Origin of the sequence: Pseudomonas sp. YuFO8, assembly GCF_035065025.1 — a bacterium.
Classification (GTDB): Bacteria; Pseudomonadota; Gammaproteobacteria; order Pseudomonadales; family Pseudomonadaceae; genus Aquipseudomonas; species Aquipseudomonas putida_AE.
Genome location: NZ_JAXDEQ010000035.1, coordinates 47641 through 62481 on the forward strand (window position 1 = coordinate 47641; position 14841 = coordinate 62481).

A 14841-nucleotide genomic window follows, 5' to 3' on the forward strand; every position below is an offset into this window, starting at 1 on the left:
ATTGAGCCGGGCCTGGTTGATCGGCAACGCGCTGTGGATGCAGGCCGCCTGGTGGGCTTGCGTGCTGAGCGAGCGGCATCCCTGGCTGCTGCTGCCAGTGGTGGCGGGCTTGCTGGTGCATCTGGCTGCTTGCCCACGGCCGCGGGACGAAGCAACCACACTGGTCTGCGTGGGGCTGACAGGCTGGCTGCTGGATGCCGGCCTGGGTGCGCTGGGCGTCTTCGATTTTACCTCGCAACCCCTGCCCCTGTGGCTGGCCCTGTTGTGGCTGGTGCTGGCCAGCGGGCTGCGCCACAGCCTGGCCTGGGCGCGACGCCCGGTGTGGTACGGAGCGCTACTGGGCCTGTGCGGTGGCCCCCTGGCTTACCTCGCCGGCGCAAAGCTGGCCGGTATCGGTCTGCCTTTGGGCACCCTTGGCACGACCCTGCTGCTCGCGCCGCTGTGGGCAGTGTGGCTGCCGCTGATCCTGCGCATGGCTGCACCCCGTGCGTGAATCCGTTTACGGCTGGCGACGGAAGAACAGCGTCACTTGTCCCACCTCGACGCCAAGCTTGCTCATGCTCGTGCGATTGATCATGGTGTCTTCGTCCATCAGGTACATCCAGTCGTCCATATCCACTTCCCAATGCCTGCCGTCGACCGGCAGGTCAAGGCGATAGCGCCAGCGCAGCGCGTTGCCGGCGGCCTCGCCGCTTGCCTCGCCGATGACGTCGTCCGCACGCCCACGCCAACGCCCGGCGCCGGCGGGCTGCAGCGTCCAGACCCGGCGCTGGCGCGTGCCATCGCTGTAGAGAAAACGCTCGTCGAGAATCAATTGCTGCCCCTCGAGACGGCTCTCGATCTGCACGTGGAAACGCTTGACCACCTCGCCCGAGCGATTCTGGAACATTCCCCAGGCCTGTACCGGCCGGGAGAAGAACGCTACCAGATCCAGCGCCGGTCGCTCCTGGGCGTAATGCTCCACCCCAACGTTGTTGCAGCTGGCCAGCAACAGGCAAACGAGCAGTACCAGTATTCGACGCATCTCAACCTCCTCAATCAGCCGGCCCGGTCATCCCCAGCAGTCGTTGACGCAACGGCTTGTCCCGCGTGCGCGGATCCAGCCAGATGTCGAAGAAGGCGCGGGCAAATACAGGGTCGTCGACCCGCCGGCGAAGCTGGCCGTCGACGTAGAACGTGCAGCCAAAGCCTGGGTGGTAGACCCCGGTAATGCGCATTCCGGGCCGGACATCGACGAAGGCTTCATGCATTTCATCGGACCAGCGTTGAAGGGTGGACTCCTCTGGACGAGCCGGTCCCATGCGACGCATTTCCTTGAGGCTGGCCTCAACAAGCGTGCCCCTGGAAAAGTCACGGTGATAGGTCAGTTCAAGCGCAAAGGGTTGATCCCAGGTCATCGGCACCCCCGGGCTCCACAACCGTGCGGTGTACAGGCTTATGCCGAACCAGGTGAAGTCGCCGCTGCCCACCAGGCGAGCATCAGGCAACGCGGGACGCCAATCCGCCCAGGCAGGTACGGCGAGTATCAGCAGCAACAGCCAGCATCTCGATAGGCGAGGTTCGAGAAAGCGTCTGGGACTGGCCATGTTCATCAGCGTCTCGGCGTTTTTTTAAATACTATACAAGATTAGCTCAATGTATAGTTTTTACGCCATTAACAGAGAATTTGTACAACTTTTCTACTCCATTCGGCACCTGAGCTGCTCGCAGCTTGCGCTGGTCGATCATACCTGCTGGGTATCGTACGCCACCAATACGATATTAGACCCTGTTCCGCATCACCCTTAGCCTGTGATTCGACAGGTTCTGCCTGCGCACAAGAACGATAACAAACGACCTGTTGATTGGAGCCGTCATGAGCACTCATTATTCAATTCCCGAGTTGATCGATAGCACTCGAACCAGTGCTTTTCAGTGGCGGGTTTTTGCCCTCTGCTTTTTCGTCGCCATTCTCGACGGATTCGACACTCAAGCGATTGCGTTCACCGGTCCCTCGATCATCCAGGCATTCGGACTCGGCGCAGGCGCTCTGGCGCCTATCCTGACCGCCGGAATTGTCGGCATGGTGCTCGGGGCAATGGTACTGGGCCTCATGGGCGATAAATTCGGCCGACGACCGACGATTATCGGGTCCGTCGCATTGTTTGGTTTCGCCTCCCTGGCCACCGCATTTGCGCAGACTACCGAGCAGATCCTGGTCCTGCGCTTCATCGCCGGGCTTGGCATGGGCGGTGCGACCCCCGTAGTGCTATCGCTCGCGGCCGAATACGGCAGTGCCAGACAGCGGGGCACTATCATGACCACCGTTTTGCTGGGGCTGCCCGCAGGCGCCATTCTTGGCGGGCTACTGGCCGCCCGGATGCTGCCCTCGATCGGTTGGCAAGGCATTTTTGCCGTCGGCGGTATCGTGCCGCTGCTGCTGGTGGTTGTCTTGATGTTCGCACTGCCAGAGTCGTTGTATTTCCTCACGAGACGCCGCACGAACAGCAGCCTTGCAAAGATCGGGAAAATTGTTGCCACCATCAGCAAAAAGCAGTTCTTGCCCGGCAGTACCTTCAGTGTTCCGGAGGTGGATGTCAAAACCAGCGTAACCTCCCTGTTCTCTGGCGGCCAGGCGCGCAATACCTTTGGAATATGGACGATCTACCTGTTCAATTGGGTCGCATGGTTCATGTTTCTCTCTTGGCTACCCACCGTTCTCAAAGCCACCGGGCTCCCCGCAGAGCAGGCACCCATGGGCACTGTTGCGGTCAATGCCGTGTTTGTCGTTTGTGCGATTCCACTCTCGATCATCTTGCCGAAGATCAACATTCGACTGTTGCTGTTGGCCCTGTTCCTATTCGGGATTGCCCTGTGCCTGGGCCTGGCGAACAGCGGCACGAACTGGGCGCTGGTGTTCATCCTCGCCGGTTTGGCCGGCTTGGGTATCGGCGGTCAGCAAATCGTCCTGAACTACATGGTTGCCCAGGCGTACCCGACCGCCTTGCGCGCCACGGCGACAGGCTGGGCGATTGCCCTGGGGCGGGTAGGCGCGATCATCGGATCAGCAAGCGGCGGCTGGTTTCTCGAGCACGGCGGCCCTGCGGGTTATTACTCGGCGCTGATCGTGCCATTGGCGATTGCAGCGGCGGGACTGATGATCATTCGCACCCAGCCCGATGCGCTGGACAGTCAGCCTGTCGCAGCGCATTGAACGGACTCGCAGGGTTGGGATTACTATCCAGATGCCTGCAAGGCTCAGTCAAAACGGAACGAAGCCCCATAGGCCGAGGCTGGCAAACGACTTGAACCGTCTGCCCGCAGCCGCGAACGGAAGGTGCCGCTATGCGGTTGGCTGCGGTACAGCCCGCGCTTTTGCAGCTCGGGGATCACCAGTTCAACGAAATCCTCGAGGCTGCCGGGGCTGATCAGCGGGTTGAGCATGTAGCCGCTGGTGCCGGAGATTCGTGCATGTTCCTCGATGTGCTCGGCCACCTGTTGTGGTGTGCCTACCAGGATCAGGTCGCTGCCTCGGGTCACCTTGGCAAAGCGCTGTTTGACGTCGCCGGCGGTCAAGGGTTTGCCACTGCCATCGGGATGCATCACGTAGGAGGTCATGCCCTCGGTGTGGGTGGACAGCGCCTCACTGTCGGCGTAGCGGCCGATATCGATACCGGTGTCACCGGCATAACTCACCAGCTGTGCCTGCAAGTGGTAGTTGCTTTGCAGTTCGTCATATTTGCGCTGGGCTTCGATTTCGGTTTTCGCCGTGACGATGCGCAGCACCGTCAGCGACTTTACATCTTCGCTCTGACGACCACGGGCCTCGGCCTTGGCCCAGATCTCTTCCAGCCCGAGACGAATTTCCCGGGGGTTGGACTTGGCGATGAAGATCAGTTCGGCGTGTTTGGCGGCGAACTCACGACCGCGCCCCGACCAGCCCGCCTGAATCAACACAGGCGTGCGTTGCGGCGATGGAGAAGTCAGGTGCGGTCCGGCCACGCGGTAATGCTCACCCGCATGATTGATCGGTCGCACGCGATCACCCCGGGCGTAGAGCCGGCTCGCCTTGTCCGCGACCACGGCGTCGGCAGCCCAACTGCCTTCCCAGAGTTTGTAGGCCACATCCAGGAACTCTTCGGCGCGCTCATAACGATCATCGTGCTTGATCATCTGCTCCAGGCCGAAGTTGCGCGCTGCGCTGGACAGGTAGGACGTGACGATGTTCCAGCCGACCCGGCCATTGGTGAGGTGATCCAGGGTGCTGAAGCGGCGGGCATGGGTAAAGGGATGCTCGTAGCTGGTGGTCACGGTCACGCCAAAGGCCAGGTTTTGCGTGACGGCCGCCAGTGCCGGAATGATCATCAGCGGGTCGTTGGCTGGCGCTTCCACCGCCCATTTCATCGCCGCATCGGCGTTGCCGCCAAACACGTCATAGAAACCCAGGACATCGGCGAAAAACAGCATGTCGAGGTGCGCCTGGTCGGCGATGCGCGCCAGGTTCGACCAGTAGCCCAGGGAATTGATCGCCAGGCGTTCGTCAGCAGGGTGCGTCCACAGGCTTGGCGCACCGCCACAGCCCACGCTGGCTTGCTCATAGAGAGCAAACAGAAGAGGTTTTGGATCGGACATGGTGGTTCCTGAAAAAAGTGAATGACTGAGAGCGAATCAGCGCGGGTGCTTGAACCCTTTGCCGTAGTGGCGCTCAAGGCGGTGCTGGATCAGCTCGAGCCCGATGGACAACAACCAATAGATGACGGCTGCGGTGGTGAGCATTTCGATGTAGCGATAGGAAGACCGCCCATAGGACTGCGCCAGGAACATCACCTCCCACACGCCCATCACCGAAATCAGCGATGAGTCCTTGAGCATTGAAATGAACTGGCTGGTGGTCGGTGGAATGATCGTGCGCATCGCTTGCGGCAAAATGATGTGCACGAAAGCCGCGATCGGCCCGAGCCCCAACGCCATCGCCGCTTGCCGTTGCCCGGGGGCGACCGCCTGGATGCCGGCACGGAAGATCTCGCTGAGGTAGGCCCCGTAATTGAGCGACAGCGCAATGATCCCGGCACTGATGGCGCCAGGCACCACGCCCAACTGCGGCAGGCCCAGGTAGATCAGCAGGATCTGGATCAGCAACGGCGTGCCGCGAAAGAAGGACGCATAGAAACTGGCGATGCCATAGGCCACCGCGCTGCGTGACAATCGCGCCAGCGCCGTCACGAAGCCCAGCAGCAATGAAAGCCAGATCGAGCCGAAACACAGGAACAACGTCAGCGCGGCACCTTGCAGGAAACCGTTCGGCCCCAGATGCAGTCCGACCAGGTTCGGCAATTTCTCCAGGATGATCGAGAACTTCAGGTCGAAGCTCATGAAAAACATCACGCACAATCCGAACAGCGTCGCCCACGTCAGGTACAGGCGCGTGCGAAAGGCAAACAGCGGGTGCACACGACGCTTTCCGATGTCGGCGGCCAGCGTCGTTTTGGCCGGGTGTGGGTTCAGGGCTGTCATTGGCTGATGTCGGCACCGATCCACTTCTGCGATATTTTGCTCAAGGTGCCGTCAGCCTTCAGTTGGCCGATCACCTCGGTCACCTTGGCATTCCATTGCGCATCGCCCTTTTCAATCGCCACCACATTCGGCTCGGCATAGAGCGTCTCGCCGGCGATCTTGAAACGCGGGTCTTGGGCAATTCGCTCGCGGGCCGTGATCAGGTTGGTGACCATTGCATCCAGACGCACGCCGCTGCCCAGTGCCAGGTCCTGGAAGGCCACGGTTTCATTGTCGTAGGGCGCCACTTGGACGTTGTCGAACGGAAAGCTCAATGGCTTGTCCCCGGCGCCCTCGATCACCAGGTCCTTGTTCAAGTAGGCTTCATAAGTTGAAGCGCTGATCACACCGACTTTCTTGCCGGACAAATCCTTGCCCGCCGTGATGGCGTTGTCCTTGGCATTGACCACGATCACCGCAGGCGACTGGTAATACTCCACGGGGAAATCGAACACTTCGGCGCGGGCCTTGCTCGGGGTCATCGAGCACACGCAGATGTCATAGCGTCCGCTCCAGCGACCTGCGGCGATGACATCCCAGGACGGTGTTTCCAGCTTGAGCTTCACCCCAAGGCGTTGTGCAACGGCCTTGGCCACGTCCACGTCAAAGCCGTCCAGCTGGTTCTGCTCGTTGAGAAACGAGAACGGCGGATAGCTCTCCATCAGCACGCCGGTCAATTCGCCTTTTTGCGTGACGCGATCGAGGGTGGCACCTGCCCACGCAGTTGAGCAGGTAGCCAGCAAAGCCAGGCCCAGGGGTAAAAAAGCTCGGGTTTTCAATGACAAATACTCCAATCAATTCAAAATACCTGATTAGATTAAAACGCAATATAAAATTCGTTAGTACTTGTTTTGTGGAATAAAAACCTCGTTTCAAGCTATATCAAATGGCTCATGCGGCGGCCACTCGCTCGGTATTACTGCTCACCTCGAATTGCCCCACCAGTTTCTGCAGCTTGTTGGCATTGAGCCGCACCGTTTCCGCACTGTTCTGCAGCACCACCACGGTCTGGCGCATTTGCGTGGAGCAGTGATCGACCTTGCTGATCGTCTTGCCGCAGTCGAGGCTGCGCCTGTTGAGCTGCTGAATGATCGCGAACATGCTTTCTACAGCCTGATGCAGCTGCACGTTTTCCGAGGAGGCATCTTCGGCCAGGCGCAGGCTGTTATCGACGTCCTTGACGCCCTCCTCCATGAAGCTGACGGCTTTTTGCGTTTCTTTCTGCAAGCCTTCGACCATGTGCCGAATATCGTCGGCCGCCCGTGACGTGCGTGAGGCCAGGCTGCGGACCTCGTCGGCAACCACCGCGAAACCTCGCCCGTGTTCACCCGCTCGTGCGGCCTCGATGGCGGCATTGAGCGCCAGCAGATTGGTCTGGTTGGTGATGTCGCTGATCAGGCCGGTGATCTTGCCGATCTCGGTCATTCTGCTATCGAGCAACTGCACGCTAGAAGAAGAACGCTCGACGACATCGCGAATGGACTGCGTCCCTTCCTGCACGGCGAGAAATTGCTCGCGGGCGCGGGTGACCACTTCGTCCATCGCCTGTTTCATTTGTTCAGCGCTGGCCGAGGCCTGCTGGATCTCGCCCAATTGGTCTTCGACGATGATCATCATCCGATGCACCGCTTCGGCCACCTCGGTGGAAGTGACACCGGCTTCCTGGCTGCGGCCCAGCATCATCAGGTTGGTGGTGCCGACGTTGCTGCTGGCCTTCACCACTTGCCCGACCACCGAGTCCAGGTTATCGATGAAACTGTTGATCCAGCGTCCCATATCACCGGTCTCATCGTTGGCCATGCGCTTGATGTCCAGACGCTGACGCAGGTTGCCCTCGCCTTCGGCGATGGTCCTGATCACGCTCGTCATCTCGTTGAGCCTTGCCGCGAGACGCTTGGGCCCGAGCCGGCTGAACAGCAGCGTCGCACACAACATGCTCAAGACCTCGACACTATCGATCACGCCCTGGCCCAGGCCGCTGTAATGCTGGGCCAGGAAATTGCTGGCAAAGAGTCCGGTCATGGTCGCGACGTAGGGTTTCATCAGGCCGTGGCTGAGCGAGCGCCGGCGGTAGACCTCCTCCAGGTCGGCCTCGCACATCATGCCCCAGCGATCAGGTGAGCCTGGCAGCTGGAAGGTCACGCCCTTGCCGACTACCGGAATGTGCCGGTAGTCCGAGTAACCGGGGTAAGTCACGAACAGGTTGGAGCCGGCACGAATGGTCTCGCGTACGCCCGGGTGCAGTTGCTGGGTCGCCGGGTCGGTGAAGCGCAGCTCCAGTTCGGTGTGGCGCTGGATCTGCACGGTCTTCCAGGGGGTGTGTACACCGCTTTTGAGGTTCTCGCCGTGGCTGAAGGTGCCGTCCTCGAAACGCGAACGTGACAAGGCGGTTCCGGGCTCGATGGCCGGATCAAAACGCGATTGCGCCATGAACAGATAGTTGTCGCCCGACTCGGCAAAAATGTGCCCGGCCTCGCGCTGGATGAGATCGCCCAACACATCGTTGGGCACGCGCCCGCAGAGGCAGCCCAGGACTTTTCCATTGACGCGCAGGGGCTGATAGAACATCAGCGTGACTTCGTCGTGGAAGCGCGAAGACGAGGGGCCGATTGGCAAGGTCAACGGATCGCTGTAAGGACCATGGAGGAACGGCGCTTTCAAGCCTTCGGCCAATGCGCGGGTGTGCTCGAGCCGGGTTTTGCCGCGGCGACTCCAGGTCGACACGATGACCTGGCCGCTGGCATCAACGACAAATAACTCGGAAAAATCTGCGGCCTGGTCGAGCTTGTCCGTTAGCGCAGTGCTGTCGAGGTTGGCGAAATCACGACCGAGGTTATCCGCCAGTTCCGCCAGGTGCTCCCACTGTTCCCGCGTCCAGTTCTGCAGCAACTGCACCCGGGTTTCAGCGATAGCCTCGAAGGTTTGTTCGATCACCGGGTATGCCGATCGATTGAGCCAGCACGACCAGCCCATCGAGAGTTTTCCGGTCTTGCCGAACCAGGGTAGCCAGCGCTTCTCGCTTGCGGACAACGGCATGAAATGACTTGATAGCGACATCCACTTAATCCACTGCGACATTGAGATGGCAATTGGACAGCAAATACCAGGCCAAGTCGTAAGCACACTAATCAATTCATCTCGCAGGCAAGAAGGTACTGGCTCCCTGGCCGGTTCATCTCACGCCGTGCGCGTGCGGGTTCTGGACTGCACAGGGATCGCCGTTGCGGCGTTGGCTATTTCCCAGGCATCGCGGGGTTCGTCGAGGTCGCGGTTGAGGGTTTCCGGGGTGTTGAACGTTGTGTACAGGGTGACCAGCGTTTTGTAAGGCATGGAGACGTTCATGCCACGCACGCCCAAGGCGCGAATGGCCGCCACGGCGGCACCCGGATCTTCGACGCCAAAACAGACAAAGGAGTAGTCCAGGCCCAGGGCCGCATACGCGGCGTTATGGATCTTTGCCGAGAGCGAAAACAGCGAGCCCATGATCGAGCCGCAGAGGGTTGGCAGGGATTGAGGAATGTGGGTGCCCATCGCGAGAGTTAGACGACGCTGGTCAAGCCGCGCGCCTGCACATCGTCCAGCCGGCCTTGAGTGCGCAGATACGTCCCTAGGAGGAAGATGTCGGCGCGCAGTTGTTCGAGCGTGACCGGCACGGGGTCGAGTTGACCGACGAAGGCGCGCTGTTCCTGCCTGAGGCGCTGGATTTTGGCCTGGTGCGCCTGCCCTTGAATGTGCCTGGCGTGCACACGCGCCTGCTCTTCGAGGAATCGCTGGTGGTGGCGTTGCCGCAAGACCATCCGCTGTGCGCCAAGCGACGTATACAGCCTCTGGATCTGGCGGAATGCCAGGTGATGGTACTGGCGCGCAAATTCGCGCCCGGTTTGTATGACCAGATGCTGGCGGGTTTTCATCGACGCAAGATCACCCTGAAGATCGCCCGGGAGATGGGCGAGTTCACCTAGTTGGCGTTGGTCGCCGCTGGCCTCGGCGTGGGCATCCTGCCAAGCGGCGCCGCCTCGGCGCTGACAGCCGGCGTCGTGCCCCGGCCACTGGCGCTGGCCATGAGCGGCGCGGGCATTGGAGTGGCCTGGACCGGCCTGGAAAATCCGCGCAAGCGCGCGCTGATGCAGGTGCTTGACGAACTCTATTCCCGCGACGTGTCCTGAGCTGACACGAACGCCCGGCTGCCGCCGCCACCCTGGAGCTGCCGAGTGAAACGAGGCTGCGATCTTTTGATCATGTTTTTAGAAGCAAGATCAAAAGATCGCATCCTGCGGTGAAGCTCCTACAGGATGTCGGGGCGTTTGTTGAATCTCGGCAAAAAACGCCACGAACCTATTGGCAGGCGGATTGCTGGCTACGCAGAACTTGGCCGACCACTTACATCCTCCCTCTGTCTTTGCATATGCCCTCGATCGACACCGATATGTGCTGGCATGACCGATTCCAACTAGTTCCGAGCCCCCCAAGCAAAGCCTAAGGATGCTCAAGCGTCGCGCCAAAAAAAGGAAACATCCTTAGAAAAAACCAGACATGTCTGAAAGAATTTTCCGAAAAGTGCAACAAAAAATGTGAGCTCTTGAAGTTTCAATCCGCAAAAAATATACATGCAGTTCCATGACACCATTTCAAAATCACACGCAGTCCTTTCAAGACGGGGGAACTATGAAAAACGCCATAGCACCTACAAGAAGTGAAAACTTCTCTGAATGGTATCAACAAGTCATCAGCCATTCTGAGCTGGCTGAAAACTCGCCCGTTAGAGGTTGCATGGTCATCCGTCCCTGGGGCTATGGCATATGGGAGCAGATGCAACGAGAGCTTGATCAAAAATTCAAAGACACAGGCCATGTAAACGCTTATTTCCCACTTTTGATCCCATTATCCTTTCTTCAAAAAGAAGCAGAACATGTCGATGGATTTGCCAAAGAGTGCGCAGTCGTAACCCATCACCGCCTGGAACAGAATGCAGATGGAACGCTCACTCCCGCTGGCGAACTGGAAGAGCCTTTGATCATCAGGCCTACCAGCGAAACGGTGATCGGGGCTTCCTTTTCACGATGGGTGCAAAGTTATCGGGATCTGCCGTTACTAATCAACCAGTGGGCCAACGTCTTGCGCTGGGAGATGCGTCCAAGGATCTTCCTGCGTACCTCGGAGTTCCTGTGGCAAGAAGGCCACACCGTTCACGCCTCCAGTGAAGAGGCCTTGGGCGAGACGCTGAAGATGCTGGATATCTATGAGCGGTTTACTGTCGAGCACCTGGCGATACCAATAATCAAGGGTGAAAAGTGCTCATGGGAACGTTTCCCAGGCGCCGTGAGCACTTATACCATCGAGGCAATGATGCAGGACGGTAAGGCCTTGCAAGCAGGCACTTCACATTTCCTCGGACAAAATTTTGCCCAGGCATCAGACATCCGCTTTGTTAACAAGGAAGGGGTAAAAGAACTCGCCTGGACCACATCGTGGGGCGTTTCCACGCGTTTGATTGGTGCCATGATCATGGCCCATGGCGATGACGATGGCTTGGTGATCCCACCGCTGGTGGCACCGATGCAGGTCATCATTGTTCCGATCGTACGCAGTGGACAGGATGCCGAAGCCATCCATGCTTATTGCGATAAGTTGCAAAAGCAGATCTCCCGGAAAAGACTGAAGGGACAAAACCTGCGTGTCAGCGTTGATAAACGGGACATGAATGGCGGCGAAAAAAAGTGGTATCACATCAAGCGCGGCGTGCCTGTCCGGGTCGAAGTCGGAATAAAGGAACTGGAGCAGAGCACGGTTTCTTATTCCTGCAGAGACAACAGCAAGAAAACGTTGAACGTAGAGATGAGCAGCTTTGTTAAAGACTTGCCAAAAATCCTGCAAACTATTCAGTCAGGCATGCTGGAAAGTGCCAGAAAAAAGCTGTCGAACAACACCAAAACAGCCACGACGCTTGACGACTTCAAACAAGCCTTCAAACGCAAGGACAAACTCAATACATTCGTACTCGCCCCCTTCGTCGATGACGAAAAAGTTGAGAAAGTCATCAGCGAACTGGGTGTAACCGTGCGATGCATTCCACTCGCTCAACCTAAGGTTGCGGCCACCTGCTTATTTACAGGTCAGCTCACCAAAACTTGGGCACTGTATGCGAAGTCATATTGATCCTTGATCACCAACTTCCAGGCACGGCTGGGATTTTCCTGCACTTGTCACCAAATGAAAAGAAACTGTCGCCGAATGCAGGGTCGCCGACCACGAAATCCGCGTAGAACAGGTCGCGTATTCCTCTGATTTACATGCTCCACACCATAATAATAATCCGACCAGGGATCGCCCTTAATGCGCGTGAATTTGCCCGTAACCGACCATGAAAGACTGTTTCCCGCCGAACAACGCCTGATCTCCACCACCGACCTTGATAGTCGAATCACTTACTGCAATGACGCGTTTGTCGACATCAGCGGTTTCACCTACGACGAACTGGTCGGCCAGACCCATAACCTGGTCCGGCACCCTGATATGCCGCCCGGGGTGTTCATTCATATGTGGCACACCATCAAGCAAGGCAAACCCTGGATGGGGATTGTGAAAAACCGGGCGAAAAATGGTGATTTCTATTGGGTCAGTGCCTACGTCACGCCTATCTATGAAAACGGCCGCATGAGTGGTTACGAGTCGGTTCGCTCGGTGCCCACCCGCGATCAGGTGCGTCGGGCATCAGCGCTCTATGCAAGGATGCGTGCGGGCAAGCCGATCGTCGCGCTGAGTGCGCGGATTTTCCGGCCAGTGCAGCACGGTTGGCCATTGCTGGTGGCAGGCGCGGTTTCGCTGCTGGCTGATCAGTGGCTGCCAAAAGCGTCGGCCCAGGGCGTGCTGGTGGTGAGCCTGGGGATTGCCTGGTACCTGATCGAGTCCCGACAACGCAGCGCCATAAGACGTACCCTGGCCGAACATCCGAAAGCATTTTCCGATCGGTTGGTCGCCCTCACCTACAGCGACAACCATGGTCCCCAGGGTCAACTGGACATGGCCATGCTCAGTGAGGAAGCCCGTTTGCAGACAGCCTTGAGCCGGCTCGTCGATGCCGGGGTCAGTGTCAAGGCCAAGGCGGCACAATCGTCCGAGCTGTCGGGTTTGCAGGCGCAATCGCTCGATCGTCAGCGCAACGAAACGGATCAGTCCGCCGCCGCGATCTCGCAAATGGCTGCTACCAACCAGGAAGTGACGCAGAACGTCATCAATACCGCCCATGCCGCCTCGGAGGCTAACCAGTTGACGAGGGACGGCAGCGAATTGGCCGGGCAAAGTCTGCGCGCCATGGAGGCCATGAACGCGGCCGTCAATGAAATCGGCCAGGCGGTCAACGCGTTGGCGAGCGAGACGCAATCGATCGGCAGCGTCGTCGACGTGATTACGTCCATTGCCGAACAGACCAACCTGCTGGCGCTGAATGCGGCGATCGAGGCGGCGCGGGCCGGAGAGCAAGGTCGCGGGTTTGCCGTAGTGGCCGACGAGGTGCGATCCCTCGCCCAGCGCACCCGCACCTCCACCGAACAGATCCACGGCATCATTGCTTCGTAGCACGAAGGAGCTGATCGCGCAGTTTCGACGGCCACACGCGGTGAGCAGATTTCCCGAGAAAGCATGCAGCGTGTCGAGGCGGTGCAGGCTGCCCTCGTCGGCATCAGCCAGGCCGTCAGTCGGATTACCGACATGAGCCAGCAGATGGCATCGGCGTCGGAAGAGCAAAGTCACGTGACTGAAGACATCAATCAACAGATCACGCGCATTGCGCAGCTGTGCGATCACAGTGCCGGACAGGCCAAGCAAGGTGCGGCGATCAGTCAGGACCTTGAAGAGATGGCCGAGTATCTGCACAGCCTGGCGGAGCGTTTTAACCGATAACCGTCAGTTCAGCGGCGGGCTGGCTCAGCCCGTCGCTGGTGCACAGGACTATGCAAATCCAAGGAACGACAGGACGACCACGACGACCACCACCAGCCCAACGATGTAAATAATGCTGTTCATCAGTCCACCTCTCAATCTGAACGGGATTGCGAAACGAGGGTGTGCCAACTTCCAGATTACCCACCTTCGCTTGTCACTCCATTCGACAACGCACAGGGCGCATTGTCCCAATCAGGCGTAGAGACACTATGCTTGTATGCAGCCAACCACTCCGGACATCGAAATGCCCGCCGACGAATCCACCCTCCTCCAGAGCTGGAACCACAACGCCCACGCCTGGATCGAAGCCATCCGCAGCGGCGCCATAGAAAGCCGTCTCAAGGTCACGGACCAGGCAATCCTGCTGGCAATACTGGGCCGCCAGCCAGAGCGCGTGCTCGACCTCGGCTGTGGCGAGGGCTGGCTGTTGCGAGCGCTGGCGGAACGTGGCATCGAGGCGGTCGGTGTGGATGGCGATGAGACGCTGGTCGAGGCGGCGCGGGCGGCGGGTTCTTCACCGGTGCATCTGGCCAGCTATGAACAACTGGTGGAGGCGAGAGTGGATGTTGGCCGCGACTACAACCTGATCTGCGCCAATTTTGCCTTGCTGCACCAGGACATCATCCCCTTGCTCGCGGCCATGGACGCCCTGCTCGCCCCCGACGGCGCGCTGGTGATCCAGACGCTGCATCCATGGACCGTGGCCGCGGGCGACTATCAGGATGGCTGGCGGGAAGAGACGTTCAGTGGATTCGACGGGCAGTGGCAACCCATGCCGTGGTACTTGCGAACCTTGTCCAGTTGGATCAATGCGCTGGACATGGCCGGTTTTCGGCTGGCCGGCCTTCAGGAGCCACAGCACCCGCAAAGTCCCGTGCCGCAGTCATTGTTGTTAGTGGCCGAGTCGCGGCTGTAGGAGCTGGCTTGCCAGCGATGGCGGCATCACGGCCACCATCGCATCGCCAGCAAGCCGGCTCCTACAGAGGTGTGTGACTCCACAAATTCAACATGGACCCGCAAATCCTGTAGGAGCTGGCCAGCGATGGCGGCATCACGGCCACCATCGCATCGCCAGCAAGCCGGCTCCTACAGAGGTGTGTCCCTCCACAAATTCAACATGGACCCGCAAATCCTGTAGGAGCTTGCCAGCGATGGCGGCATCACGGCCACCATCGCATCGCCAGCAAGCCGGCTCCTACAGAGGTGTGTGACCACAAATTCAACATGGACCCGCAAATCCTGTAGGAGCTGGCTTGCCAGCGATGGCGGCATCACGGCCACCATCGCATCGCCAGCAAGCCGGCTCCTACAGAGGTGTGTCACTCCACAAATTCAACATGGACCCGAAAATCCTGTAGGAGCTGGCTT

At 59.0% G+C, this 14841-nt stretch carries 12 protein-coding genes and 3 pseudogenes; 8 read left to right on the plus strand and 7 right to left on the minus strand.

Annotated features, from left to right (window positions below; all coding sequences use genetic code 11):
- The first annotated feature begins 1 nt into the window (after window position 1).
- Window positions 2-493, plus strand: coding sequence for a DUF2878 domain-containing protein (locus SOP95_RS24505; protein WP_323608631.1), 492 nt, complete (start codon window positions 2-4; stop codon window positions 491-493).
- Window positions 494-499: 6 nt separating this feature from the next.
- Here SOP95_RS24505 and SOP95_RS24510 read toward each other — a convergent pair whose 3' ends face one another.
- The gene (locus SOP95_RS24510) at window positions 500-1024 is read right to left on the minus strand and encodes a DUF3833 domain-containing protein (protein WP_274075180.1); all 525 of its coding nucleotides are present in this window, start codon (window positions 1022-1024) and stop codon (window positions 500-502) included.
- A gap of 10 nt (window positions 1025-1034) precedes the next feature.
- Window positions 1035-1586 carry a chalcone isomerase family protein gene (locus tag SOP95_RS24515; protein ID WP_323608638.1) on the minus strand — a complete coding sequence of 184 codons (552 nt, stop codon included), beginning with the start codon at window positions 1584-1586 and terminating at the stop codon, window positions 1035-1037.
- 269 nt (window positions 1587-1855) lie between these two features.
- Between SOP95_RS24515 and SOP95_RS24520 the strand changes: the two genes are divergently transcribed.
- Window positions 1856-3193, plus strand: coding sequence for an MFS transporter (locus SOP95_RS24520; protein ID WP_323608632.1), 1338 nt, complete (start codon window positions 1856-1858; stop codon window positions 3191-3193).
- 44 nt (window positions 3194-3237) lie between these two features.
- Here the strand turns inward: SOP95_RS24520 and SOP95_RS24525 are convergent, their stop codons facing one another.
- From SOP95_RS24525 to SOP95_RS24545, 5 genes are all read right to left on the minus strand, one after another.
- Complete coding sequence (locus tag SOP95_RS24525) at window positions 3238-4611, minus strand: LLM class flavin-dependent oxidoreductase (protein WP_274075700.1); 1374 nt, start codon at window positions 4609-4611, stop codon at window positions 3238-3240.
- A gap of 36 nt (window positions 4612-4647) precedes the next feature.
- A complete protein-coding gene (locus SOP95_RS24530) occupies window positions 4648-5493 on the minus strand; it encodes an amino acid ABC transporter permease (protein ID WP_274075701.1) in 846 nt (281 codons plus the stop codon).
- Window positions 5490-6311 (minus strand): ABC transporter substrate-binding protein, encoded by an 822-nt coding sequence (locus tag SOP95_RS24535; RefSeq protein ID WP_274075702.1) that lies wholly within the window; start codon window positions 6309-6311, stop codon window positions 5490-5492. Before SOP95_RS24535 ends, SOP95_RS24530 begins: the two co-directional genes overlap by 4 nt.
- Window positions 6312-6423: 112 nt before the next feature.
- On the minus strand, window positions 6424-8589 hold the full coding sequence (locus tag SOP95_RS24540) for a methyl-accepting chemotaxis protein (RefSeq protein ID WP_323608633.1): 2166 nt from the start codon (window positions 8587-8589) through the stop codon (window positions 6424-6426).
- A gap of 120 nt (window positions 8590-8709) precedes the next feature.
- A complete protein-coding gene (locus SOP95_RS24545) occupies window positions 8710-9063 on the minus strand; it encodes a hypothetical protein (protein WP_323608634.1) in 354 nt (117 codons plus the stop codon).
- On the opposite strand from SOP95_RS24545, the pseudogene SOP95_RS32255 reads away from it, so the two are divergent.
- The 6 genes and pseudogenes from SOP95_RS32255 to SOP95_RS24570 all read left to right on the plus strand — a co-directional run bounded on the left by SOP95_RS32255 (window position 9033) and on the right by SOP95_RS24570 (window position 14389).
- Window positions 9033-9698, plus strand: a pseudogene (locus SOP95_RS32255) (LysR family transcriptional regulator). The gene SOP95_RS24545 and the pseudogene SOP95_RS32255 overlap by 31 nt on opposite strands.
- A gap of 499 nt (window positions 9699-10197) precedes the next feature.
- On the plus strand, window positions 10198-11688 hold the full coding sequence (gene proS, locus SOP95_RS24560; RefSeq protein ID WP_323608636.1) for a proline--tRNA ligase: 1491 nt from the start codon (window positions 10198-10200) through the stop codon (window positions 11686-11688).
- 177 nt (window positions 11689-11865) lie between these two features.
- Window positions 11866-12286 (plus strand): annotated as a pseudogene (locus SOP95_RS32260) (PAS domain-containing protein); the annotation flags it as partial.
- Window positions 12287-12852: 566 nt separating this feature from the next.
- Window positions 12853-13081, plus strand: a pseudogene (locus SOP95_RS32265) (methyl-accepting chemotaxis protein); the annotation flags it as partial.
- 89 nt (window positions 13082-13170) lie between these two features.
- Window positions 13171-13431, plus strand: a complete 261-nt coding sequence (locus tag SOP95_RS32270) for a hypothetical protein (RefSeq protein ID WP_442967764.1) — start codon at window positions 13171-13173, stop codon at window positions 13429-13431.
- 286 nt (window positions 13432-13717) lie between these two features.
- On the plus strand, window positions 13718-14389 hold the full coding sequence (locus tag SOP95_RS24570) for a class I SAM-dependent methyltransferase (RefSeq protein WP_323608639.1): 672 nt from the start codon (window positions 13718-13720) through the stop codon (window positions 14387-14389).
- Window positions 14390-14841: the final 452 nt, after the last annotated feature.